This is a genomic window from Mesorhizobium sp. M7D.F.Ca.US.004.03.1.1 (genome assembly GCF_003998635.1).
Taxonomy (GTDB): domain Bacteria; phylum Pseudomonadota; class Alphaproteobacteria; order Rhizobiales; family Rhizobiaceae; genus Mesorhizobium; species Mesorhizobium loti.
Genome location: NZ_RZQG01000012.1, coordinates 1 through 23,364, shown reverse-complemented (window position 1 = coordinate 23,364; position 23,364 = coordinate 1). Strand labels below are relative to the sequence as shown.

At 63.1% G+C, this 23,364-nt stretch carries 20 protein-coding genes and 1 pseudogene; 6 read left to right on the top strand and 15 right to left on the bottom strand.

What is annotated here, in order from left to right; translation table 11 throughout:
- The 4 genes and pseudogenes from EN935_RS01945 to EN935_RS01930 all read right to left on the bottom strand — a co-directional run.
- Nucleotides 1–843 (bottom strand): annotated as a pseudogene (locus EN935_RS01945) (FAD-dependent oxidoreductase); the annotation flags it as partial.
- 198 nt (nt 844–1,041) lie between these two features.
- On the bottom strand, nt 1,042–2,370 hold the full coding sequence (locus tag EN935_RS01940; RefSeq protein ID WP_127262319.1) for a dihydrolipoamide acetyltransferase family protein: 1,329 nt from the start codon (nt 2,368–2,370) through the stop codon (nt 1,042–1,044).
- A 1-nt stretch (nt 2,371) separates the two neighbouring features.
- The gene (locus EN935_RS01935) at nt 2,372–3,385 is read right to left on the bottom strand and encodes an alpha-ketoacid dehydrogenase subunit beta (protein WP_109663606.1); all 1,014 of its coding nucleotides are present in this window, start codon (nt 3,383–3,385) and stop codon (nt 2,372–2,374) included.
- Between the two features lie 3 nt (nt 3,386–3,388).
- Nucleotides 3,389–4,621 carry a 3-methyl-2-oxobutanoate dehydrogenase (2-methylpropanoyl-transferring) subunit alpha gene (locus tag EN935_RS01930; RefSeq protein ID WP_109663604.1) on the bottom strand — a complete coding sequence of 411 codons (1,233 nt, stop codon included), beginning with the start codon at nt 4,619–4,621 and terminating at the stop codon, nt 3,389–3,391.
- A 444-nt stretch (nt 4,622–5,065) separates the two neighbouring features.
- On the opposite strand from EN935_RS01930, the gene holA reads away from it, so the two are divergent.
- Nucleotides 5,066–6,109, top strand: a complete 1,044-nt coding sequence (gene holA, locus EN935_RS01925) for a DNA polymerase III subunit delta (protein ID WP_109663602.1) — start codon at nt 5,066–5,068, stop codon at nt 6,107–6,109.
- 46 nt (nt 6,110–6,155) lie between these two features.
- Here the strand turns inward: holA and EN935_RS01920 are convergent, their stop codons facing one another.
- From EN935_RS01920 to mnmE, 7 genes are all read right to left on the bottom strand, one after another.
- Nucleotides 6,156–6,944, bottom strand: coding sequence for a DUF2182 domain-containing protein (locus tag EN935_RS01920; protein WP_127262318.1), 789 nt, complete (start codon nt 6,942–6,944; stop codon nt 6,156–6,158).
- Between the two features lie 32 nt (nt 6,945–6,976).
- Entirely contained in the window at nt 6,977–7,603 is a 627-nt protein-coding gene (locus EN935_RS01915) for a DUF1326 domain-containing protein (RefSeq protein ID WP_109663597.1), read from the bottom strand.
- 385 nt (nt 7,604–7,988) lie between these two features.
- Nucleotides 7,989–8,879, bottom strand: a complete 891-nt coding sequence (locus EN935_RS01910) for a ParB/RepB/Spo0J family partition protein (RefSeq protein WP_127262317.1) — start codon at nt 8,877–8,879, stop codon at nt 7,989–7,991.
- 63 nt (nt 8,880–8,942) lie between these two features.
- Entirely contained in the window at nt 8,943–9,743 is an 801-nt protein-coding gene (locus EN935_RS01905) for a ParA family protein (protein ID WP_109663593.1), read from the bottom strand.
- 54 nt (nt 9,744–9,797) lie between these two features.
- Complete coding sequence (gene rsmG / locus EN935_RS01900) at nt 9,798–10,430, bottom strand: 16S rRNA (guanine(527)-N(7))-methyltransferase RsmG (protein WP_127262316.1); 633 nt, start codon at nt 10,428–10,430, stop codon at nt 9,798–9,800.
- Nucleotides 10,427–12,307, bottom strand: coding sequence for a tRNA uridine-5-carboxymethylaminomethyl(34) synthesis enzyme MnmG (mnmG, locus tag EN935_RS01895; RefSeq protein ID WP_127373143.1), 1,881 nt, complete (start codon nt 12,305–12,307; stop codon nt 10,427–10,429). Before mnmG ends, rsmG begins: the two co-directional genes overlap by 4 nt.
- 293 nt (nt 12,308–12,600) lie before the next feature.
- Nucleotides 12,601–13,932, bottom strand: coding sequence for a tRNA uridine-5-carboxymethylaminomethyl(34) synthesis GTPase MnmE (gene mnmE / locus EN935_RS01890; protein ID WP_127262314.1), 1,332 nt, complete (start codon nt 13,930–13,932; stop codon nt 12,601–12,603).
- Nucleotides 13,933–13,998: 66 nt separating this feature from the next.
- Here mnmE and EN935_RS01885 point away from each other — a divergent pair, with 66 nt between their 5' ends.
- A complete protein-coding gene (locus tag EN935_RS01885) occupies nt 13,999–16,017 on the top strand; it encodes a thioredoxin domain-containing protein (RefSeq protein ID WP_127262313.1) in 2,019 nt (672 codons plus the stop codon).
- Nucleotide 16,018: 1 nt separating this feature from the next.
- Here the strand turns inward: EN935_RS01885 and EN935_RS01880 are convergent, their stop codons facing one another.
- The 4 genes from EN935_RS01880 to hemE form a co-directional block, all read right to left on the bottom strand.
- Nucleotides 16,019–16,945: an EamA family transporter gene (locus tag EN935_RS01880; protein WP_245468606.1), complete on the bottom strand. Its 927-nt coding sequence runs from the start codon at nt 16,943–16,945 to the stop codon at nt 16,019–16,021.
- 171 nt (nt 16,946–17,116) lie between these two features.
- Entirely contained in the window at nt 17,117–18,382 is a 1,266-nt protein-coding gene (gene rho / locus EN935_RS01875; protein ID WP_109663581.1) for a transcription termination factor Rho, read from the bottom strand.
- A 176-nt stretch (nt 18,383–18,558) separates the two neighbouring features.
- Nucleotides 18,559–19,095, bottom strand: coding sequence for a protoporphyrinogen oxidase HemJ (gene hemJ / locus EN935_RS01870; protein ID WP_127262311.1), 537 nt, complete (start codon nt 19,093–19,095; stop codon nt 18,559–18,561).
- Entirely contained in the window at nt 19,095–20,126 is a 1,032-nt protein-coding gene (gene hemE, locus EN935_RS01865) for a uroporphyrinogen decarboxylase (RefSeq protein ID WP_127262310.1), read from the bottom strand. Before hemE ends, hemJ begins: the two co-directional genes overlap by 1 nt.
- 405 nt (nt 20,127–20,531) lie before the next feature.
- Between hemE and EN935_RS01860 the strand changes: the two genes are divergently transcribed.
- The 4 genes from EN935_RS01860 to coaE form a co-directional block, all read left to right on the top strand.
- A complete protein-coding gene (locus EN935_RS01860) occupies nt 20,532–21,353 on the top strand; it encodes a pyruvate, water dikinase regulatory protein (protein ID WP_109663575.1) in 822 nt (273 codons plus the stop codon).
- A 132-nt stretch (nt 21,354–21,485) separates the two neighbouring features.
- On the top strand, nt 21,486–22,085 hold the full coding sequence (locus EN935_RS01855; RefSeq protein WP_127262309.1) for a Maf-like protein: 600 nt from the start codon (nt 21,486–21,488) through the stop codon (nt 22,083–22,085).
- The gene (locus tag EN935_RS01850; RefSeq protein WP_127262308.1) at nt 22,078–22,920 is read left to right on the top strand and encodes a shikimate dehydrogenase; all 843 of its coding nucleotides are present in this window, start codon (nt 22,078–22,080) and stop codon (nt 22,918–22,920) included. The genes EN935_RS01855 and EN935_RS01850 overlap by 8 nt, the downstream gene beginning before the upstream one ends.
- Nucleotides 22,917–23,364: dephospho-CoA kinase (coaE, locus tag EN935_RS01845; protein WP_127373142.1), on the top strand; the 448-nt coding region annotated here is incomplete at its 3' end. The genes EN935_RS01850 and coaE, both read left to right, overlap by 4 nt.

Here is a 23,364-nt window from a genome sequence, read left to right as displayed (position 1 = left end):
GCCCCCAGCCTTCGGTCACCGGCTTGCGGCCGACCGTCACCAGGATCCTGTCCGCGGCGACCTTGGCGTTCTTGCCGTCTGAGGTCTCGACCAGCAGCGCATCGCCTTTGGTCGACAGCCCCTTGGCCTTGGCACCCAGCATCACCTCGACGCCCAGTGCGTTGAGCCGCTTGACCACCGGCCGCGTCAACTCGGCGTCATACTGCGCCAGCACGCGCGGCAAGGCCTCGACCACTGTCACCCAGCGCCCATTTTCACGAAAGCCATGCCGAGTTCCAGCCCGATATAGCCGCCACCGACGACGGCGAGTTTTTGCGGCACTTCGTTCAGCGCCAGCGCCTCCGTGGAGGAAATCACCGGACCGCCAAAGGGCATGAACGAAAGGTCCACCGGCGCCGAACCGGTGGCGATGACAATCGTCTCGGCCCGGATCACTTGGCTTCCCGTCTCGGTCTCGACCGCGACGGTCTTGCCGTCGCGAAACATTGCCCAACCATGCACGGTCTTGACGCCGGCCTTCTTGAGCAGACCGGCAACGCCACTGTTGAGCCGGCTGACAATGCCGTCCTTCCAGGCGACGGTTCGGGCGAGGTCGAGCGTGGGTGCGGTGACCGAAATGCCGAGCGGGCTATTGCCGCCTTCCATGTGCGAGACCTTCTCGAACTCCTCGGCCGCATGGATCAGCGCCTTGGACGGGATGCAGCCGACATTGAGGCAGGTGCCGCCCGGTTTGCCGGCTTCGACGATCACCGTGTCGACGCCGAGCTGTCCGGCGCGGATGGCGCAGACGTAACCACCGGGACCGGCGCCGATGACGAGCAGCTTGCAGGAGATTTCTTTCATCTTGGCTCGCTCTTTCTGGTGAGGAAGGCCCCCTCATCCGGCCGCTTCGCGTCCACCTTCTCCCCGCTGGGGAGAAGAGACGAGCTTTGGCGCCGGCGACCTCCTCTCCCCTCGGGGAGAGGTCGGATTGCCCCGAATTGCCTTTGCAATTCGGTTGGCAATCCGGGTGAGGGGGTCTTTGCGACGGCTCTCATCGCATCAATCCACGAAAATCAGCGCCGGCGTTTCCAGCAGCGTCTTGATGCGCTGGATGAACACCGCCGCGTTCCAGCCGTCGATGACGCGATGGTCGAAACTGGAGGACAGGTTCATCATCTTGCGCGGGATGAACTGGGTGCCGTCCCACACCGGCCGCACCATCATCTTGTTGACGCCGATGATCGCCACTTCCGGATGGTTGATGACCGGCGTCGTCGCCACGCCGCCCATGGCGCCGAGCGAGGTGATGGTGATGGTCGAGCCGGACAGCTCGTCACGTGTCGCCGTGCCGGACTTGGCCGCCTCGGCCAGCCTGATAACCTCGGCGCCGCAATCCCAGATGTCGCGCGCCTCGGCATGCTTGACCACCGGCACCACCAGCCCCGACGGCGTCTGCGCGGCAATGCCGATATGGATGCCGCCATGCTGGTGGATGATTCCGGCCTCGTCGTCGAACAGCGAATTGAGATTGGGCTGGTCCGATATCGCCTTGACCATCGCCCGCATCAGGAACGGCAGCAGCGTCAGCTTCGGCCGCTCCACGCCCGGACGCTTCTCCTTGTTGAGCGCGGCGCGCAATTCCTCGAGCGCGGTGACGTCGATCTCCTCGACATAGGTGATGTGCGGGATGCGCGATTTGGACAGCGACATCTTCTCGGCGATCTTGCGCCGCAAGCCCACCACCTTGATGTCCTGTACCGCATCGTTACGGGCGAGGCCGGATGCCTTGGCGACCTGCGGACCGCGCGCCAGGAAAGCCTCGATATCCTCGTGGCCGATGCGGCCGGCCGGACCGGATCCCGCAACCTGCCTGAGATCGATGCCCGCCTCTTTTGCCCTCAGACGAACCGCCGGCGAGGCCAGCGGTCTTTCGCCTTCAGGACGCGGCGCGCCGGAGACGGACGGCTGCGCCGTGCTTTTCGAAACGGCCGATGGGGCCGCCGGTTTCGCCTTTGGCTCGTCGCTCTTTGGCGATGTCTTCACAACCGGCGGCGCGGCAGCCTCGGGTTTCGGGGTCGGGAGTTTTGCCGGAGGCTCGGCGGCCACCGCTTCCGCTGCGCCGCTTTGCGGCTTCGCATTGCCCTCGCCCGCCACCTTCAGCCGCACGATGGGCGAACCGATCGCCACCGTGTCGCCGATCTCGGCGCCCAGCCACAGGATTTCGCCATCGACCGGCGACGGGATTTCGACCGTTGCCTTGTCGGTCATGACGGCGGCAAGCACGGTGTCCTCGCGCACGATGTCGCCGATCTTGACGTGCCATTCGACGAGCTCGGCCTCGGCGACACCTTCGCCGACATCGGGCAGCTTGATGATGTGTTCACCCATGTCAGGCTCCCATGGTTTCAAGCAAAGCGCGGCCGACGCGCGCGGGACCGGGGAAATAGTCCCATTCCTGCGCATGCGGATAGGGCGTGTCCCAGCCGGCGACCCGCGCCACTGGCGCCTCCAGATGGTAGAAACAATTTTCCTGCACCAAGGCCGACAGCTCGGCGCCGAAGCCCGACGTCAGCGTCGCCTCGTGCACGATGACGCAGCGCCCGGTCTTCTTGACCGAGGCGACGATCGTATCGAGGTCGAGCGGCAGAAGCGTCCTGAGATCGATGATCTCGGCATCGATGCCAGTTTCCTCGACCGCGGCCTGCGCGACATAGACCATGGTGCCGTAGGCCAGCACGGTGATCGCTGAGCCCGCCCGGCGGATCGCCGCCTTGCCGAGCGGCACGGTGTAGTGGCCGTCGGCGACTTCGCCGAGCTCATGCTTCGACCATGGCGTTACCGGCCGGTCGTGATGGCCGTCGAAGGGACCGTTGTAGAGCCGCTTCGGCTCAAGGAAGATCACCGGATCCGGATCTTCGATGGCCGCGATCAGCAGCCCCTTGGCGTCATGCGGATTGGACGGCACCACCGTCTTCAACCCCGACACATGGGTGAACAGCGCTTCCGGGCTCTGGCTGTGCGTCTGGCCGCCGAAGATGCCACCGCCGGTCGGCATCCGCACCACGATCGGGCAGGTGAAATCGCCGTTGGAGCGATAGCGCAGCCGCGCCGCTTCCTGGGTCAGCTGGTCGTAAGCCGGATACATATAGTCGGCAAACTGAATTTCCACGCACGGCTTCAAGCCATAGGCGGCCATGCCGATGGCCGAGCCGACAATGCCGGATTCGTTGATCGGCGCGTCGAAGCAGCGGCTCTTGCCGTATTTGGCCTGCAGGCCCTGCGTGCAGCGGAAGACGCCGCCGAAGAAGCCGACATCCTCGCCGAACACGACAACTTTGCTGTCGCGCCCCATCGACACATCCATGGCGTCGCGGATGGCCTCGATCATGGTCCGTCTCGGCATGGCTCAGACTCCCGCCTGCTGGCGCTGGCGCCGCAGATGCGGCGGCATTTCGGCGTAGAGGCCCTCGAACATGTCGCGCGTCGACGGCTTGCCTCCGGCATGCAGCGTGCCGTGGCTTTCGGCTTCCTTTTGTGCCGCGATCACTGTGTCGAGGATTTCCGCCTCGGCCTGCGCGTGCCGCTCGTCCGACCAGACACCGAGCCCTATCAGATGGTTCTTCAGCCGCACGATCGGGTCGCCGAGCGGCCAGGCGTCGGATTCGGTCTTTGGCCGGTAGGCGGACGGATCATCCGAGCTCGAATGCGCGCCGGCACGGTAGGTGACATATTCGACCAGCGTCGGCCCGAGATTGCTGCGCGCCCGCTCCGCCGCCCATTTGGCGACCGCATGGACGGCGAGATAGTCATTGCCGTCGACGCGCAATGACGGGATGCCGAAGCCGAGGCCTCTTGCCGCGAACGTGCCCGAACCGCCGCGCGCAATGCCCTGGAAAGTCGAGATCGCCCACTGGTTGTTGACGACATTGAGCACCACCGGCGCCTTGTAGGTGGAGGCGAACACCAGCGCCGAATGAAAGTCGGATTCGGCGGTCGAGCCATCGCCGATCCAGGCGGCGGCGATCTTCGAATCATTGCTGATCGCCGAAGCCATCGCCCAGCCGACCGCCTGGATATACTGCGTCGCCAGATTGCCGGAGATCGAGAAGAAGCCGTGCTCCTTCGACGAATACATGATCGGCAATTGCCGGCCCTTCAGCGGATCGGCCTCGTTGGAATAGATCTGGTTCATCATTGTGACCATCGGGTAGCCGTCGGCGATGAGCAGCCCGGCCTGGCGATAGGTCGGAAAGTTCATGTCGCCGGGTTCAAGCGCCTTGCGGAAGGCGCAAGCCACCGCCTCTTCTCCCAGATGCTGCATGTAGAACGAGGTCTTGCCCTGCCGCTGCGCCATCTGCATGCGCGCATCGAAGGTCCTGAGCGTCATCATATGGCGCAGGCCGGCCAAAAGCTCGTCGCTGGACAGCAGTCCGGCCCAAGGGCCGACGGCTTCGCCATTGCGGTTCAGCACCCGGATGATCGAGAAGGCATGATCGCGGATGGTGCGCGGATCGACATCAATCTCGGGGCGCGGCACCGAGCCGGCCTTCGGGATCGGCACATTGGAAAAGTCAGGCGTTCCGCCCGGCCGCACTTCCGGCTCCGGAACGTGAAAACGCAACATCCCAGCATCGGCCATGACCTTTGTCCTCCAATGTTGCCTGGAACAGATATTTGCATATCTGCGCGGCCAGACCAGTGCGAATTCGTCGGGCAAGCCTGCGGACCTCGGTCCGGTCGCGCCGGCCGATCCAGCCTCCCCAGCACCAAGATGAAGATATGTCCGCGAAATTTCTCGTCGATGTTGGGCGGTCGCGCGCAATTAGGGAGAAGGTTGGGCCGGGTTTGCCGGAAGATAAGGTAAGTTGGCGAAAGCGGCGGTATCTCCCCCCTCGTGGGGGAGATGTCGCCGAAGGCAACAGAGGGGGTGGCCGCGCATGAAGCGCCGGCCTCCATCTGCCGCAAGCAGGTCGCATCCAATCGAACCGACCCCCTCTGGCCTGCGGCCATCTCCTCCTCGAGGGGGGGAGATCACGCACTCCACCATTTCACCCCGCCCCCGCATCATGCTAACCAACCCGCCATGGCACAGAAGAAAGCTTACGAGGTCGATGGGTGGTTGGCGCGGCCGGACCAGCGCATCTCCATTGTCCTGCTTTACGGCCCCGATCGCGGCCTCGTCTCCGAGCGGGCGAAGGCCTTTGCCGAAAAGACCGGCCTGCCGCTCGACGACCCGTTCTCGGTGGTCCGGCTCGAGGGGTCGGAGGTCGATCGCGACGAGGGCCGGCTGCTTGACGAAGCCCGCACCGTGCCGATGTTCTCCGACCGGCGCCTGCTTTGGGTGCGCAATGCCAGCGGCCAGAAGGCGCTGGCCGACGACGTCAAGGCGCTGACGGCGGAGCCCGCGCGAGACGCGATCATCCTGATCGAGGCCGGCGATCTCAAGAAGGGCGTCGGGCTGCGCGCCATCGTCGAGGCGGCGGACACTGCCATGGCGCTACCGTGCTATGCCGATGAAGCCCGCGACATCGACGCGGTCATCGACGATGAACTGCGCAAGGCCGGCATGTCGATGACCATGGAGGCGAGGCAGGCGCTGCGCCGCAATCTCGGCGGCGACCGGCTGGCCTCGCGCGGTGAGATAGAAAAACTCATTCTCTACGCCCATGGCCAGAACGAGATCGGGCTGGAGGAGGTCAAGGCGATGTCGGGCGACGTGTCCGGCGCCTCCTTCGATGACGCCGTCGATGCGCTTCTCGAAGGCAAGATCGGCGACTTCGACACCGCCTTTAGCCGCCATTGCCAGTCGGGCGGCCAGCCCTTCCTGGTGCTGTCCTCGGCGATGCGGCAGTTGCAGCAGATCCAAGTCATGCGCGGCCAGATGGACTCAGGCAATCGAAGCGCCGCCTCGGTCGTCGCCGCCGCTCGGCCGCCGGTGTTTTTCTCTCGTCGTAAGCTGGTCGAGAAGGCCCTGGAGCGCTGGAGCACCGACGCGCTCAGCCGCGCGCTGACCCGGCTGCAGACGGCGGTGCTGCAGACGCGGAGGCGACCGGATCTTTCCGTGGCGCTGGCACGGCAGGCACTGCTGGGGATAGCGGTCGAGAGCAGCAGGCTGGCGCAGCGGTAGGAGAGCGATCCTCCTCCTTTCGGCGCCGAGCCGCTGGCTCCATTCGTCAATTCATTGTAATGGCGCCCACCGGCTGAAAGGTTGGCAGCGCCTGTGGAAAGACCAGTACCGCCGCGCCATAAAGAAGCAGAGCGATACCCGACACCTTTGCGATCCCACCTCCTGACGGGAGGGTCTTTTCCGCAAAGATTAGCAAGGTGACCACGGCCATTGCGGCGACGTTCATGATCCCGAGAGGAAAGAGGGCGAGAAACAAAAGCCAGCAGCAGCCCAGGCAAAAAAGTCCATGCTCCAGGCCCATGCGAACCGCACCCCAGTAACCATCGCGCCATGAGGTCAGGATGAAGCCAATCGGCGTGCGGCATTTGGCCAGACATAGATCTTTCAGTGGGGAGAGTTGATAGGCGCCCCCGATCATCAGCAGCGCGCCGCCGATACGCGCGGCCGTCGCCGTGGACAATCCCACACGCCCGGCAAGCATCTCCGCACCCGCCGCCCCGGCAAAGGCGATAACGCCCATCACGCCCCAAACCAGCATGTACCCGGCCACGAACACCCAGCTCGAGACAAAGGTCTCGCCCCGGCCCTGTTTGCCGGCCTGGACCTGGTGAAACGTCAGGATCATGGGCGCGGCCGTCGGAAACATCATGGCAATCATCATGATCATCCAGACGGCAAGAAACAGCGGCGCCTTCATGCCCATGGTGAGTGCGTACATTTCCATGCGCATGTCCACGTCCATGCCCATCTGCTCCCAGATAAGCAGGGTCCACGCCGCCGCAGCGATAGCGATCAGCAGCGCGAGAATTATGTATCGCTGCAACGTCGGCGCCATGGACGGGTCGTTTCGTACTATGCGGCCAACGGCTACTGCTGGCCAGACCAATTGATCGGGGCGTAATGTCCGTTTCGGCGGGAATTGTCCCAGCTCATGCCATGGTCGCTGAATGTACTGCCTTCCGCCCCCATCGCCAGGGCGAGCCAGTCGGGATTGATAGGATGGCCGGTGGCCGCCCACATCTGCCCGTCCTCGCGCATTGTCGGCAGCGGCTCGACCGCCATCTGCATGACGCCCGCGATCTCCGCCGACCGCTTCTTGCCGTCTATCCGGTAGCTTATCGGCACCTTCTTGGCGCCAAGGTTCGTGCCAATCATGGGCGCCAGCACCGCCATCGGGCCGCCCGCGGCGCCAGTGAAGATGGCACCTAGCGCCTCTGTTTGCCTGTCATCGGCCCGTTCGTCGATATAGGCGGCGGCCGTCCAATTGCCGTTTGCCATCGGACCCGGCGTGTGAGCAACCATCGCGACACTGAGCCCATCCAATCGAACGTCGCCGTAGTTGCCCGTATCGATATGAAAGACCAAACCGACGTCGCAAACACCTCTCGTCGGCTTCGATGTCAGCTGCGCGTTGGTGGACAGCAGGCAAGGACATACGACATCGCAGCTACAATTTTCGAAGTAACTTCCGGACAATTGCCAACGGACTGCCATTTGCACCTCCCACTTGCGTCAGGCGCGTCGGCATATCGCTTTGGCAAGGCGGTGCCATTTCACGACTATTGTAGGAACGGCAAATAGCCCTTGCCTCGACTGACCGGCACGCTAGGGCACATAATTTAAGCCATATGTAATATAGGTTACGCCGTTGCCTGGCACTGTCAAGCCGCGAGCGCCAGGGCTGGCGACAGGCGGTGCTCGGGATCGCGGTTGAGAGCGCGAGGCTGGGGCAGCGCGCCCAATCTCCCCTCTCGAGGGGATTCGCGGCTTCGCCGATTTCGCCAATCACCATTGCCACAAAGGAAAAAGGCCGCCCAACGGCCAGCCCTTTCCATATGCGCCAAATCAATCTCCGACTTGAAGATAATTCGCCGGCTAACTACCGCTCCTGCTTTAGCCGCCGGCACAGCTCATCCAGCTGCTCCAGCGACCGATACGAAACCCGCAGGACGCCGCCCTTGCCCTTGTGATCCACCGATACGATCATGCCGATCGTGTCGGTCAGCAGCTTTTCCAGCGCCAGCGTGTCGGCGTCCTTTTGCTCCGGGCTTGGCGCAGGCTTGGCTTCCTTCGCACTGCTGCTGCCGGCCGGCATCTGCGCCAGCGCTTCGGCTTGCCGCACCGAAAGCCCCTCTTCGACGATGCGCTTGGCAAGGCCGGCCGGATCCTCGGCCGTCACCAGCGTGCGGGCGTGGCCCGCAGACAGTGCGCCGTCGACCAGCATGTCGCGGATCACGTCGGGCAGCTTCAGCAGGCGTAGCGTGTTGGCGACATGGCTGCGGCTCTTGCCGATCACCTGGCCGAGATCGGCTTGGGTGTAGCCGTGATCGTCGATCAGCTGCTGGTAGCCAAGCGCTTCCTCGACCGCGTTAAGATCAGTGCGCTGGACGTTCTCGATGATTGCCAGCTCGAGCGCGGTGCGGTCGTTGACCTCGCGGATAATGACCGGGATCTCGGACAGCCCGGCACGCTGCGCCGCGCGCCAGCGGCGCTCGCCGGCGATGATCTCGTAGCGGCCGGCCTGTGTCGGCGAAGGCCGCGCCACCACCGGCTGGACGACGCCATGCTCGCGGATCGACTGCGCAAGATCGGTCAGATCGGCGTCGCCGAAATGCCGGCGCGGATTTTTCGGATTTGGCGTCAGGAACTCGATCGGCACCTTGCCGTCGGCGCTCATACCCGGCTTTTCGGGTGCTACTGGGCGATCAATCTCGCCGATCAGCGCTGCCAGTCCACGGCCCAGTCTCTTTCTCGAAAGGTCTTCGCTCATTTTTATTCCAAAGTCCCGGATCGTTTCGGTATCGAATCGGCTTTTAACTGTGTGGACGGTCTATTAAGCAGCGCGTAACTTGCGCTCACGGCGGATCACTTCCGACGCCAGTTGCAGATAGGCCTGGCTACCCGAGCATTTCAGGTCGTAGAGGATCGCCGGCTTGCCGTAAGACGGCGCCTCGGACACCCGAACATTGCGCGGAATGATGGTCTCGTAGACCTTGTCGCCCATATGCGCCCGCACATCCTGCACCACCTGGTTGGCGAGATTGTTGCGGCCGTCATACATGGTCAGCACGATGCCCTGGATGGTGAGATCCGGATTGATCGAACGGCGCACCTGCTCGACCGTTTCCAGCAATTGGCTGAGACCTTCGAGCGCGAAGAATTCGCATTGCAGCGGCACAAGAACAGAATCGGCTGCCGCCATGGAATTCAAAGTCAAAAGGTTGAGCGACGGCGGGCAGTCGATCAGCACATAGCCGAACGGCGCCCCACGGGCGGTTGCGGCGCGAAGCGCATTGCGCAGCTTGAGCACACGGTCGGGTGCGGAGGCGATCTCCATTTCGATGCCGAGCAGATCGAGCGTCGACGGCACGATCGACAGGCCAGGCACAGCCGTCGGGATGGCCGCGGCTTCCAGCTCCAGCTCGCCGGTCAGCACGTCATAGGACGAGACCGTCCGATCCTTGCGGTCAATGCCAAGGCCGGTGCTGGCATTGCCTTGCGGATCGAGATCGACGATCAGCACCTTTTCGCCGATCGCGGCCAGCGCGGTCGCCAGATTGATGGCGGTAGTGGTCTTGCCGACGCCGCCCTTTTGGTTGGCTACGGTGATGATTCGGGGGCCATTCTTCATCATGGGTCTATGCCAGAAGTTCATTTTGGGTCGCCAAATGGTCTGAAAGGTCGCAGATCAGACAGGTCGCAGGTTCGACAATTCAAGGATGACCCCATGAGGGTCGGTCACACTTGGATGTTCTACCAGATCGAAGGACCATCGGTGAACGCTTTCTTGCACTTCGGCGCGGTAATCCCGGCCTTTGTGGAACAGGCCGCGCGCGCCCGACGTCAGCCAGGGCGCCGACAGGTCCAACAAGGTCGAAAGCGAGGCCAGCGCTCGCGCCGTGACGATTTGCGGTGTCGAAACAAGCGCATGGCTGTCGTCGATGCGGCGCGCCACGACCCGCGCCGGCAGGCTGAACTGTCCGACCACGGTCTGCAGGAAGGATGCTTTTTTGCGATTGCTTTCAACCAGATCGATGCTGGCGCCGTCGCGCTCGGCAAGCAGAAAAGCCATGACGAGGCCGGGGAATCCGCCGCCCGAGCCGAAATCCACCCAGCGTGTGGCGGTCGGCTCTATGCGCCCGAGCTGCGCGCTGTCGAGGATGTGGCGCTGCCAGACATCGCCCGACGTCGACTGCGCCACAAGATTGATGCTGCGGTTCCATTTCTGGAACATCTGCTCGAACGCCATCAGCCGATCGAATGTTTCACGTGAAACCGGGCCCGCCGCATCCTGCAGACTCTCTAGGGACATAGAACTCACGCAACATCCTTTTGTGGGCGCTGGGCGCTCTCTGCATGGCGGACATGCGCGACAATGATCGCCAGCGCCGCCGGTGTCATGCCTTCCATGCGCTGGGCATCGGCGATCGAGCGCGGCCGCCGTACCTGCATCTTCTGCTTCAACTCGTTCGACAGTCCCGGCACGCCGGCGAAATCGACCGCCTCAGGGATCAAGCGGCTCTCTTCATGCCGGATTTGCGCCACATCCGTCCTTTGGCGATCGAGATAGACCGAATATTTCGCTTCCGTTTCGAGACGTTCCGCCGTCTTGCCGTCGATTTCCGCGAACCGCGAATCGATACGAGCCAGCCAGGCCACATCGACGTCGGGATAGGACAGCAATTCATAGCCGGACCGGCGCACGCCATCCCGGTTGATCTCCAGCCCATGACGCGCCGCTTCATTGGGGGTCAGGGTGAGCGACTTCGCCAGTTCTCGCGCCTCATCGAGATGCTGCATGACATGCTCGTAGCGCCGCATCCGCCGCGTCGAGGCGATGCCCAGTTTCGCCGCCAATGGCGTCAGCCGCTCATCGGCATTGTCGGCGCGCAGCGAGAGTCGGAACTCAGCCCGCGAGGTGAACATCCGGTAGGGTTCGCTGATGCCGCGGCTGGTCAAATCGTCGACCATCACCCCGATATAGGCCTCGGTGCGGCTGAGCACGATCTGCTCGCTGCCTGCCGCCCGCCGCGCCGCATTGAGGCCGGCGAGCAGGCCCTGCCCGGCCGCTTCTTCATAGCCGGTCGTGCCATTGATCTGCCCGGCGAGGAAGAGGCCACTAATGCGCTTCGTCTCCAGGGTCTGATGCAGCTCGCGCGGATCGACATGATCATATTCAATGGCATAGCCGGGCTGCAGCATGGTTGCGCGTTCGAGCCCGGGAATGGTTTTCAGGATATCAAGCTGCACATCCTCAGGCAGCGAGGTCGAAATCCCATTGGGATAGACGGTGTCGTCGTCCAACCCTTCCGGCTCCAGAAAGATCTGGTGTCCATCCCGATCGCCGAACTTGACGATCTTGTCCTCGATCGACGGGCAATAGCGCGGCCCGACCCCTTCGATCGAACCGGAATACATGGCCGAGCGGCGGAGATTGGCGCGGATCAAATCATGAGTTGCCGTAGTGGTCCGCGTGATGCCGCACTCGATCTGCGGCGTCTCGATGCGGTCGGTCATCAGTGAGAACGGCACCGGATATTCATCGGCGGCCTGTTTTTCCAGCGACGCCCAATCGATGGTCCGGCCATCGAGCCGAGGTGGCGTGCCGGTCTTCAGCCGTCCGAGCTTGAAGCCCGCCCGGTCCATCGTTGCCGACAGGCCAAGGCTGGCCTGCTCGTTCATGCGGCCGGCGACAATCTTTTTCTCGCCGATGTGAATAAGCCCGCGCAGGAAGGTCCCAGTCGTCAGAACGACCGCGCCACAGGCAAGCCGCCTGCCGTCAGCCAGGAGAACAGCCGCGATCCGGCCGGCGACGATCTCGAAGTCCAGAACCTCGCCTTCGACGACGTCGAGATCGTTCTGCTGCCGAATCGCTTCTTGCATGGCAAGGCGATAGAGCTTCCTGTCGGCCTGCGTGCGGGGGCCGCGCACCGCCGGACCCTTGCGGCGGTTGAGCAGACGGAACTGAATGCCGGCAGCGTCGGCTACCCGGCCCATCAGGCCGTCCATGGCATCGATCTCGCGCACCAGATGACCCTTGCCGAGCCCGCCGATCGCCGGATTGCACGACATGACACCGATCGTATCAAAGCGTAGCGTCACCAGTGCAGTCCTGGCACCGGCGCGCGCAGCAGCACTGGCCGCCTCGCAACCCGCGTGGCCGCCGCCCACCACAACCACATCATAGTGATTGGTCATCACAAACTTCCTAGACTCAATGAATGAGGGACACATGTCCCTGCAGGGCGATGCTGTCAAGAAAACTCCGCGAGTCGTTTCACGTGAAACAACCGTGCGGGCTGTCAGCTCCATGTTTCACGTGAGTCACCGGGGCCGCCTGACGCGTTTCACGTGAGTCACGCAGGCGGCGCAGCGCGGTGGCCCAGACGAAACCTCGTCATCCACGGGCGGAGCAGGAGCGAAGCTCCGTCTCGGAGGCCCGAGGATGACGACGTCGTGGTTCCTCCCAGCAAGCCACTGTTTCACGTGAGTCATTTCCCGATGCAGAACTGCGAAAAGATCACGTCCAGCATGTCCTCGACGTCAATGGCGCCAACGATTCGGCCCAGGCGATCGGCAGCGAGCCGCAACTCCTCGGCGCGCAATTCCTGTCCGACAGTCCTGTCGTCAATGGCACGAAGCAGATGGCTGTTTGCCGCGCCAAGCAATTCGACGTGGCGCAGGCGTGAGGGCAGAACATCGCCGACGCTACCGGCCGCCTCCGCCGCACGCCGGCCGATTTCCGCCAGCAGTTCTTCCACGCCGGCCCCATTCTTCACCGAGATGACAAGATCATAATCGCCAGCCGCTTCGTTTGCAGCACGGCTCTCCAGCAGATCGAGCTTGGTGCCGACGCGCAAGGCCGGCGCCTCCGTCGGCAGCGACCCGATGTCCCTGGGGTCCGCAACGTCCTCCAGCAGCAGCAAGAGATCGGCACCATGCGCCTTGGCCTTCGCCTTCTCGATGCCGATCGCCTCGACCTTGCCCGGCGCATCGCGCAGCCCGGCCGTATCCGTAAGCCTGACCCGCAGCCCCTGAAGATCAAGTGTCACTTCAAGCAGATCCCGCGTCGTGCCGGGCTCATCCGTTACTATAGCGGCATCCCGCCGCGCCAGGGCGTTGAACAGACTCGACTTACCAGCGTTGGGCGCACCAAGGATGACGACCTCGAATCCATCGCGAATGATCTCGGCGGCGCGAAACCCGGCGATGTGTCGGTGGATCTCATCGATCATTATCCGGACGTCGGACCAAACCGTATCCGAAACGGAACCGGGGACATCGTCCTCATCGGCAAAATCGATCTCCGCCTCGATCATGGCGCGGGCATGGACCAGCCTGCGGCGCCAGCCGAGGTAGAGTTCGCTCTGAACGCCTTCGGCATTTTGGACAGCAAAACGCCGCTGCGCCTCGGTTTCGGCGTTGACGAGATCCGCCAGCGCCTCGGTCTCGACCAGATCGACTTTGCCGTTGAGAAAGGCGCGGCGGGTGAATTCGCCTGGTTCCGCGTGCCTGACGCCGTCAAAACCAGTGATCGTCTCCAGCATCCTGGCCACCACGGCACGTCCGCCGTGAACGTGGAACTCCGCGACATCTTCACCCGTAAAACTGGCCGGCCCGGGAAAGAAGACGACCAGGCCGTTATCCAGTACGGTTCCATCGGGCGCCCGCAGCCTGCGCAAAACCGCCGCGCGGTCCTTAACCATAGTGCCGGCGATCGTTTCGACTACGAATCGAGTCTGCAGGCCCGAAATGCGGATGACGGCGACGCCGGCCGGAAGCCGGCCGCTCGACAATGCAACGATCGAATCGCCTGAAATCATTTGCCCGCTCTACCGAACCACCCTAGCTTCGCGCCCATACGGTAACCCCAACCGAGTTTACCCATCGTGACGCTACCCGCGCAAAACCTGCTTGCCCAGGAGGCCAGCCCCTATCTGCAGCAGCACAGCGGCAATCCCGTCCACTGGCGGGCCTGGTCGCCGGCTTCGCTTGAGGAGGCAAAGGCGCTGGACAGGCCGATCCTGCTTTCGGTCGGCTATGCCGCCTGCCATTGGTGCCATGTCATGGCGCATGAAAGCTTCGAGAACGCTGACGTCGCCGCCGTCATGAACCGTCTGTTCGTCAATATCAAGGTCGACCGCGAGGAGCGCCCTGACATCGACCAGATCTACATGGCGGCGCTATCCGCCATGGGCGAGCAAGGCGGCTGGCCACTGACCATGTTCCTGACCCCGGACGGCAAGCCGTTCTGGGGCGGCACCTATTTCCCGCGCGAGCCGCGCTATGGTCGTCCTGGTTTCATCCAGGTGATGGAGGCGGTGGACAAGGCCTGGCGCGAGAAGCGGGCGAGCCTCAACCAGAGCGCCGACGGCCTGACGACACATGTCGAGGCACGGCTCGCCGGCTCGCATGCGAAAACAGGGCTCGATCGCGACACGCTGGCGGAACTGGCCAAGGGCATCGACGGCATGATCGACCGCGATCTAGGGGGCTTAAGCGGCGCGCCGAAATTCCCCAATGCGCCGTTCATGTTGACACTCTGGCTGTCCTGGCTGCGCGACGGCAACGCCAGCCATCGCGACGACGTCCTCATCAGCCTCGAACAGATGGTGAGCGGCGGCATCTACGATCATATTGGCGGCGGGCTCAGCCGCTACTCGACCGATGCCGAATGGCTGGTGCCGCATTTCGAAAAGATGCTCTACGACAATGCGCAGCTCATCCGCTTCTGCAACTGGGCCTATGCGGCAGGCGGCAATGAACTGTTCCGGGTGCGAATCGAAGAGACGGTCGACTGGCTGCTGCGCGAAATGCGCGTCGACGGCGGCGCCTTCGCCGCCAGCCTCGACGCCGACAGCGACGGTGAGGAAGGGCTGTTCTACACCTGGAGCCGGGACGAAATCGAAGCTGTTCTCGGCGACGAGTCCTCCTTGTTTTTCAAACACTTCGCGCTCTCCAGCCCACATGGCTGGGAAGGAAAACCGGTTGTCCATCAAACAAGATCCCAGCAATCCCAAAGCGTTATCGATCGCGATCAACTCGTCCCGCTGAAAGCGAAACTTCTGGCGGCCAGAGAGCATCGTGTGAGGCCCGGGCGCGACGGCAAGGCCCTCACTGACTGGAACGGCCAGATGATCGCAGCCCTTGCCGAGGCCGGCCGGTCGCTATCGCGGCCTGACTGGATCGACGCCGCGGCAAAAGCTTTCACCCATATCAGCTCTGCCAGCCGCGATGGCCGCTTGCCGCATTCGATGCTTGGCGCCAGGACATTGTTCCCTGCTCTGTCCAGCGACTACGCCGCCATGGCCAATGCAGCGGTATCGCTGTTCGAGGCCACCGGGGATTGGAGCTATGTCGACCAAGCCGGCAAGTTCATCGGGCAGCTCGACCATTGGCACGCCGACGCCGAGAAGACAGGCTATTACCTGAGCGCGTCGGACTGCGCCGATGTGCCGATCCGCATCAGGGGCGATGTCGACGAAGCCATCCCTTCCGCCACCGGCCGGATTATCGAGGCGCTGGTCCGGCTGGCGTCCGTCACCGGCGATCTCGAGCTGCAGGAAAGAGCCTGGCAAATCGCCGAGCACGCCGCCGGCCGCGCGGCGCACCAGGCCTATGGCCAGGCCGGCATCGTCAACGCCTGCGCGCTGGCAATCGAGCCGCTCAAACTGGTCATCGTCGATGCGCTGGACGATCCAAAACTTGTTCCGGTTGCGAATCGATACCCGAACCCGTGTCGCGTCGACATCATCGTGCCGATCGGTACGGTAGCGAATCGACCCTTGCTGCCCGGCGGAAGCCTGCCACCGACCGACAGAGCGGGTGCATGGTTATGTACGGGGCAGGTTTGCCTTCCCCCAGTGACGGATCCGGAAGAGTTGGAGCGCCTTCTGCGCCGCCAATAGCTCAGGATGCGTCGCCTTGCGCTGGCGAGGGGAACGCCTCGGCCGAAGACGCGACTTGGCTCGGCTTGAACAGCAAATCCTTGGCGGCGATGACCGCGCCGATCGTGATCAGCACGCAAGCGAGCGCCACCGACCAATGGAACACGCCAAACCCTGCCAACAGCAGCACGATCACCGAAAACAACGGTGCGGCGTAGGACAGGGCGCCGAGGATCATGATGTCCCCGTGCTTGCAGCCAAAATCCCAAGCGTAGAAGCCGGCTCCCAGAGGGATCGTGCCCAGAATAACGATAGCCATCCACTGCGTCGGCGTCTGCGGCCAGATCGTGGTCTCGAGGGTCAGGTGCAGCGCGAAAGCGACCGCCGCCGTGATGAAACAATATCCGGCCACGACATCGGTCGGCACCTGGCCGAAGCGGCGCGACAGGACCGAATAACCGGCCCAGATGAAGGCGCAGAACAGAGCGATGACATGGCCCTTCATCACCCCATTGGCCAGCCCGACATCGCCGCCCTTGGTGATCACGACGATGGCGCCGGCAAGCCCGAGAACAACGCCCACGACGTGATGAACCCTCAGCCTTTCACCGGGCAGGAAGGCGGCGAAGACGACGATCAGCAGCGGCCAGAGATAGGCGATCAGGCTGACCTCGACCGGCGGCGCCGACTGAATCGCGAAGAAGTAGGCGCAGTGGTAGATGCACAGTCCCGCCGTTCCGATCGCCCAGACCGGCCATGGCTGCCGCAGTGACCGGATCGCGGCCGGGCGGACAATCCAGCTGCTCGCGCCGACGAGCGCTCCGAGCAGGAAGGTCATGGCTGCCAGCTGAAAGGGCGGGATCGGGCCCGCGGCAGTCGAAAGCAACGCCAGGAACGACCATGTCAGGATGGCCGAAAAGCCGACCAGGGTCGGGATTGTCTTCTTCACGTCGCTGCTTCCCATTCGAAGACGTCAGCTTTGCATGAGGGCGAAATCATTCGCCGCCGCATACGGCCGCTCGATATCGGGAATGCGACCTGACCCCGGCAATGAAAAACCCCATCCCGGTTTCCCGGAATGGGGTTTCAATGCATAGGCCGGAAAGTTTCGGCCTGACCGTTACGTGTTCATCGAATCGAAGAAGTCCGCATTGGTCTTGGTCTGCTTCAGCTTGTCGATCAGGAACTCGATCGCGTCGGTCGTTCCCATCGGCGCCAGGATGCGGCGCAGCACGAAGATCTTCTGCAGGTCCTGGCGGGCAACCAGCAGGTCTTCCTTGCGGGTGCCGGACTTGAGGATATCCATGGCCGGATAGATGCGCTTGTCGGCGACCTTGCGGTCGAGCACGATTTCCGAATTGCCGGTGCCCTTGAACTCTTCGAAGATGACTTCGTCCATGCGGCTGCCGGTATCGATCAGCGCGGTGGCGATGATGGTCAGCGAACCACCTTCCTCGATGTTACGGGCAGCGCCGAAGAAGCGCTTCGGGCGCTGCAGCGCGTTGGCGTCGACACCGCCGGTCAGCACCTTGCCGGATGACGGCACCACCGTGTTGTAGGCGCGGCCGAGACGGGTGATCGAATCGAGCAGGATGACGACGTCGCGGCCATGTTCGACCAAGCGCTTGGCCTTCTCGATGACCATTTCAGCAACCTGCACGTGGCGCACCGCCGGTTCGTCGAAGGTCGAGGAGACGACCTCGCCCTTCACCGAGCGCTGCATGTCGGTCACTTCTTCCGGCCGCTCGTCGATCAGAAGCACGATCAGATAGCATTCGGGATGGTTGGTGGTGATCGAGTGGGCGATGTTCTGCAAAAGCACCGTCTTGCCGGTGCGCGGCTGCGCCACGATCAAAGCGCGTTGGCCCTTGCCGAGCGGCGCCACCAGGTCGATGACGCGGGCCGAGATGTCCTTGGAGGTCGGAACCTCCATTTCCATCTTCAGCCGCGAGGTCGGATAGAGCGGCGTCAGATTGTCGAAGTGGATCTTGTGGCGGATCTTTTCGGGATCGTCGAAATTGATCGTGTTGACCTTGAGCAGCGCGAAATAGCGCTCGCCCTCTTTCGGGCTGCGGATCGGCCCTTCGACCGTATCGCCGGTCTTCAGCGAAAAGCGCCGGATCTGCGACGGCGAAATGTAGATGTCGTCGGGACCTGGCAGATAGTTGGCGTTGGCTGAGCGCAGGAAACCAAAACCATCCTGCAGCACCTCGACCACACCGTCGCCGATGATCTCGACGTCCTGTGCGGCCAGTTTCTTCAGGATCGCGAACATCAGCTCTTGCTTGCGCATGACGCTGGCGTTTTCGACCTCGAGCGATTCGGCATAAGCGATCAACTCTGGTGGTTTCTTGTTTTTGAACTCGGCGAGTTTCATTTCTTGCATAGACGGACCTTGAATAGATGGAGTCTGGGTAAGCTTTGGGAAAATATCGGCGGGATGCGACAAATGCCGGGCGCGGCCGAAAGCAATGAGGGGCGGCGCATGACGGGAAGGAAGACCCGTCTTTTATCGTCGGTCGGGTGAAAGAGCAAGCTGCGTTTTGCGGGACCGATAAAGGCCTAGAACGGCTTGACGACAACCAGGATCACGATCGCGATCATCAGCAATGTGGGGATCTCGTTGACGATCCGCCAGTGCTTGGCGGGCTTTTCATTGCGATCCTCGGCGAATTTGCGCACCGCACCAGCCAGATAGCCGTGAACGGCGGACAGCAAAAGCACCGCACCGATCTTGGCGTGCAGCCAGCCACCCTCGAAACCAAAGCCTTTCCAGGCAAGCCACAGGCCGAACACCCAGGTGACGATCATCGCCGGATTGATGATGCCGCGCAGCAGGCGCCGCTCCATCACCTTGAAGGTCTCCGACTGCACCGAGCCCTTCTCGGCATCGGCGTGGTAGACCAGCAGCCGCGGCAGATAGAGCATACCGGCCATCCATGAGATGACGGCGAGGATGTGGATCGCCTTGGCCCAGGGATAGAAGCTGTCGGGTGCTGCGAAATACAAAAGCGCGGTGAGAACAACCAGCACGGCGATACCGATCGTCATGCGCATCATCGCCTGGCCAGTGCTGTTCGTGTTGTTCATCTCAGCCATCAGCGTGTCGCGCTCCTCACCTGTTTCACCATCGCCTCGACATGGGCGATCGGCGTCTCCGGCGTGATGCCGTGGCCGAGATTGAAAATCAGCGGCCCCTCGCCCAGCGCTTTCAGGATCGCGTCGATGCCATCGGACAGCGCCTTGCCGCCAGCCACGAGGCGCAAGGGATCGAGGTTGCCCTGAACCGCACCGGAGCGCTGCAAATCCTTCGCCGCCTCCAGGGGCACCGTCCAGTCGATCCCCAGACCCGTCACGCCGGTCTTCTGGCGATAGGTCTGGTAGCGGGCGCCGGCGCCCTTGGGAAAGCCGATGATCGGAACATCGGGATAGACGGCTCTAACCTGACGCACGATCTCCGCCACCGGCTGCACGCAGAACAGGTCAAAGGAGGCGTCATCGAGCACGCCGGACCAGGAATCGAAAATCTGCACCACATCCGCACCCGCTTCGATCTGGCGGATGAGATAGGCGGCCGAATGATCGGCAAGCACTTTCAGCAGGTGCTGGAACGCCGCCGGCTCGCGATAGGCAAACAGCCGCGCCGGCGCCTGGTCGGGCGTGCCATGGCCGGCGATCATGTAGGTCGCCACCGTCCACGGCGCGCCGCAGAAGCCGATCAGCGTTGTCTCGTCGGGCAATCTTGCCCGCAAGCGGCGAACCGTCTCGTAGACCGGTTCGAGATTCACGTGAAACACCTTGCTTTCCAGAGCCAAGATCTCCTGCGCCGTGATCGGCGTCAGCAGCGGCCCTCGCCCCTCTTCGAAGCGGACGTCGCGGCCAAGCGCATGCGGAACGACAAGGATATCGGAAAACAGGATCGAGGCGTCGAAACCGAAGCGCTCGATCGGCTGCAAGGTCACTTCGACGGCAAGGTCGGGATCATAGCAGAGATCGAGGAAGGACCCGGCTCGTCTGCGGGTTTCACGATACTCCGGCAGATAGCGCCCGGCCTGACGCATCATCCAGAGCGGAGGCGGAAACACCGCTTCGCCCTTGAGGACGTCCAGTATGATCCGGCTTTTGGGCATCGAACGCTCGCCTCTCCCAGCCCTCTATAATCTTAAAGATTCTTATATCTAAGATTCTTCTGATTCTAAGAGTCTGTTGGTTGTGGTGGTTGTCACCTGTCCCGCTTTGCCCCGAAAAACACCAGCAAGCATATTGTCGCGCGCTTCTTTCTCCCGGATGTAGGGCTCTGGGGATAGTTTGGAATCCGCTACTGGAGTCAAAGCCTTAGGATGCTCCGGGAAAAACCGGCCCTGTGGACAGAAGCAGGGCAAGAAAACCGGTCCCCAAACTTGTCCCCAGCCGCCCGACGAAGCTGACAGCGCATCGAATTGTGGACAAACTGCCATCTGATACAGTCGCCTCCGACCGACCCGTCTTTTCATCCCGCTTTATCCACAGAAGCCCACAGCCCCAGGTGACCCCCTGTGAACAAACCCCAGAGCTTCTTCCACCTGCACCTGATTTCCGACGCGACCGGCGAAACGCTGCTCGCCGCCGGCCGGGCGGCTTCGGCGCAGTACAAGGATGCGCGTGCCATCGAGCACATCTATCCGCTCATCCGCACCGAAAAGCAGGTGGCGAAAGTGTTCGAGGACATCGAGGAGGAGCCCGGCATCATCCTCTATACGGTCGTCGACCAGAAGCTGGCACGCGGCATCGACGAGCGGTGTGCGACCATGGGCCTGCCCTGTGTGTCGGTGCTGGAGCCGGTGCTGACCGTGTTCCAATCCTATCTCGGCACGCCGGCCGGCCGGCGCGTAGGCGCCCAGCACGTGCTCGATGCTGAATATTTCCGTCGCATCGATGCGCTCAATTTCACCATGGACCATGATGACGGCCAGCTGCCGCTCAATATGGACGATGCCGATGTCGTGCTGATCGGTATCTCGCGGACGTCGAAGACGCCAACCAGCATCTATCTCGCCAACCGTGGCATCAAGACCGCCAACATCCCGATCGTGCTCGGCGTGCCGGTGCCGGAAAGCCTGGTCAACGCCAAGACGCCGCTGATCGTCGGGTTGATCGCCACCGCCGAGCGCATCTCGCACGTCCGGCAAAACCGCATCCTCGGCAACAGCAGCTCTTATGAGGCATCAGACTATATCGACCGCGCCGCCATTACCGAAGAGCTCGCCTACGCCCGCCAGATCTGCACGCGCCATGGCTGGCCGATGATCGACGTCAGCCGTCGCTCGATCGAGGAAACGGCAGCGGCGATCGTTGCCCTGCGGGGAAAGAACCGATAATTGGAGCCGCCGCGCGTCGCCAACACCCCACCGCTACGTCGCTTGAAAGTTACAGTGCCCGACGGGCGCAACGGTTTTCTACTTGGATGAACATCCCGACGGCAACTGGACGGGTAATCAGGCGCACGAACCATGACCGAGAAAATCATCCTCGCTTCGGGCAGTCCGTTCCGCAAGGCAATGCTCGTCAGTGCCGGCGTCGACGTCGAGGCGGTTCCGGCCGATGTCGACGAGCGTGCACTCGAGGCGCCTCTGCAGGACAGCGGTGTCTCGCCCGAGGATGTTGCCCTGGTGCTGGCCGAAGCGAAGGCCACCGAAGTCAGCGAGCGCAAGCCGGGCGCCCTGGTGCTGGGCTGCGACCAGACGCTGTCGCTCGGCGACGAGGTGTTCCACAAACCGGCCGATAGGGAAGGCGCTCGCCGTCATCTTCTGGCACTCTCCGGCAAGACCCATCAGCTCAACAGCGCCGCGGTGCTGGTTCGCGACGGCATGGTTTTGTGGCGTCATGTCGGCATCGCCTCGATGACCATGCGCAAGCTCGACCCCGCCTTCATCGGCCGCCACCTCGCCCGCGTAGGCGCCAAGGCGCTGTCGAGCGTCGGTGCCTACCAGATCGAGGGCGAAGGCATCCAGCTGTTCGACAAGATCGAGGGCGATCATTTCACCATTGTCGGCCTGCCGCTGTTACCGTTGCTGGCCGAACTGCGCACGCTGGGAGCCATCGATGGCTGACGCGACCAAGAAGGCCTTCGTCACCGGCCATCCGGTCAAGCATTCGCGCTCGCCGAAGATCCATGGCCACTGGCTGGCCAGACATGGCATCGACGGCAGCTACCAGGCCATCGATGTCGCGCCGGAAAACTTTGCCGATTTCGTTAAGACGCTGCAGGCAAACGGCTACCGCGGCGGCAACGTCACCATCCCGCACAAGGAGGCGGCTTTCGCACTGGCCGAACGCCGCGACCAGGCGGCCGAAGAAATCGGCGCCGTCAACACGCTGTGGTTCGAAGACGGAGTCCTGTGGGGCGGCAACACCGACGCGCACGGCTTTGCCGCCAATCTCGATGATCATGCGCCGGGCTGGGCGAGCGAGGGCCCGGCGGTCGTGCTTGGCGCCGGCGGCGCGTCGCGCGCGGTCATCCATGCGCTGAAGGAGCGCGGCGTTGCCGACATCCGCATCGTCAACCGCACGCTGGCCCGGGCTATAGAATTGCGCGATCGTTTCGGCGCCGGCGTTTCGGCGCATGGCATGGCGGTGACCAGCGAATTGCTTGGCGATGCCGGCCTGCTGATCAACACCACGGCCCTCGGCATGCACGGCAATGAGGGCCTGTCGGCCGATCCCGCTTTGCTGCCGGACCACGCCATCGTCACCGACATCGTCTATGTGCCGCTGGAAACGCCGCTGCTTGCGGCGGCGCGCGCGAGAAAGCTGAAGACGGTCGACGGCCTCGGCATGCTGCTGCATCAGGCCGTGCCCGGCTTCGAACGCTGGTTCGGTGTCAGGCCGCAGGTCACGGCCGAACTGCGCGCGCTCATCGTTGCCGATCTGGTGCCGAAGCCATGATCGTGCTCGGCCTCACCGGCTCCATCGGCATGGGCAAGTCGACCACGGCCAAGATGTTCGCCGAGGCCGGCGTGCCGGTTCACGATTCCGACGAGGTGGTGCATCGCCTCTATGCCGGCAAGGCAGCACCTTTGGTCGAGGCGGCCTTTCCTGGCACCACATTTGCCGGAGTGGTTGACCGCACCAAACTTGGCGCGCGTGTGCTCGGTGACGCCGCCGCGCTGAAGCGGCTCGAGGCGATCATCCATCCGCTGGTGCGCGCCGACGCCGATGCCTTCCTGGTCAGGCATCGTAAATCAGGCACGCCGATCGCCGTCCTCGACATCCCCCTGCTGTTCGAAACCGGCGGTCGTGGCCGCGTCGACAAGGTCGTCGTCGTCACCGCGCCACCTGAAATCCAGCGAGAACGCGTGCTGGCGCGGCCGGGCATGACGGAGGAAAAAC

Excerpts from the sequence above, each read along its gene's own strand:
- EN935_RS01940 (WP_127262319.1), bottom strand. The coding sequence starts at position 2,370 with ATGGGTGAACACATCATCAAGCTGCCCGATGTCGGCGAAGGTGTCGCC.
- hemJ (WP_127262311.1), bottom strand. The coding sequence starts at position 19,095 with ATGGCTGAGATGAACAACACGAACAGCACTGGCCAGGCGATGATGCGC.
- EN935_RS01855 (WP_127262309.1), top strand. The coding sequence starts at position 21,486 with ATGACCGAGAAAATCATCCTCGCTTCGGGCAGTCCGTTCCGCAAGGCA.
- EN935_RS01910 (WP_127262317.1), bottom strand. The coding sequence starts at position 8,879 with ATGAGCGAAGACCTTTCGAGAAAGAGACTGGGCCGTGGACTGGCAGCG.
- holA (WP_109663602.1), top strand. The coding sequence starts at position 5,066 with ATGGCACAGAAGAAAGCTTACGAGGTCGATGGGTGGTTGGCGCGGCCG.
- EN935_RS01915 (WP_109663597.1), bottom strand. The coding sequence starts at position 7,603 with ATGGCAGTCCGTTGGCAATTGTCCGGAAGTTACTTCGAAAATTGTAGC.
- EN935_RS01935 (WP_109663606.1), bottom strand. The coding sequence starts at position 3,385 with ATGCCGAGACGGACCATGATCGAGGCCATCCGCGACGCCATGGATGTG.
- mnmG (WP_127373143.1), bottom strand. The coding sequence starts at position 12,307 with ATGACCAATCACTATGATGTGGTTGTGGTGGGCGGCGGCCACGCGGGT.
- EN935_RS01905 (WP_109663593.1), bottom strand. The coding sequence starts at position 9,743 with ATGATGAAGAATGGCCCCCGAATCATCACCGTAGCCAACCAAAAGGGC.
- EN935_RS01850 (WP_127262308.1), top strand. The coding sequence starts at position 22,078 with ATGGCTGACGCGACCAAGAAGGCCTTCGTCACCGGCCATCCGGTCAAG.
- mnmE (WP_127262314.1), bottom strand. The coding sequence starts at position 13,932 with ATGATTTCAGGCGATTCGATCGTTGCATTGTCGAGCGGCCGGCTTCCG.
- EN935_RS01920 (WP_127262318.1), bottom strand. The coding sequence starts at position 6,944 with ATGGCGCCGACGTTGCAGCGATACATAATTCTCGCGCTGCTGATCGCT.
- rho (WP_109663581.1), bottom strand. The coding sequence starts at position 18,382 with ATGCAAGAAATGAAACTCGCCGAGTTCAAAAACAAGAAACCACCAGAG.
- EN935_RS01930 (WP_109663604.1), bottom strand. The coding sequence starts at position 4,621 with ATGGCCGATGCTGGGATGTTGCGTTTTCACGTTCCGGAGCCGGAAGTG.
- hemE (WP_127262310.1), bottom strand. The coding sequence starts at position 20,126 with ATGCCCAAAAGCCGGATCATACTGGACGTCCTCAAGGGCGAAGCGGTG.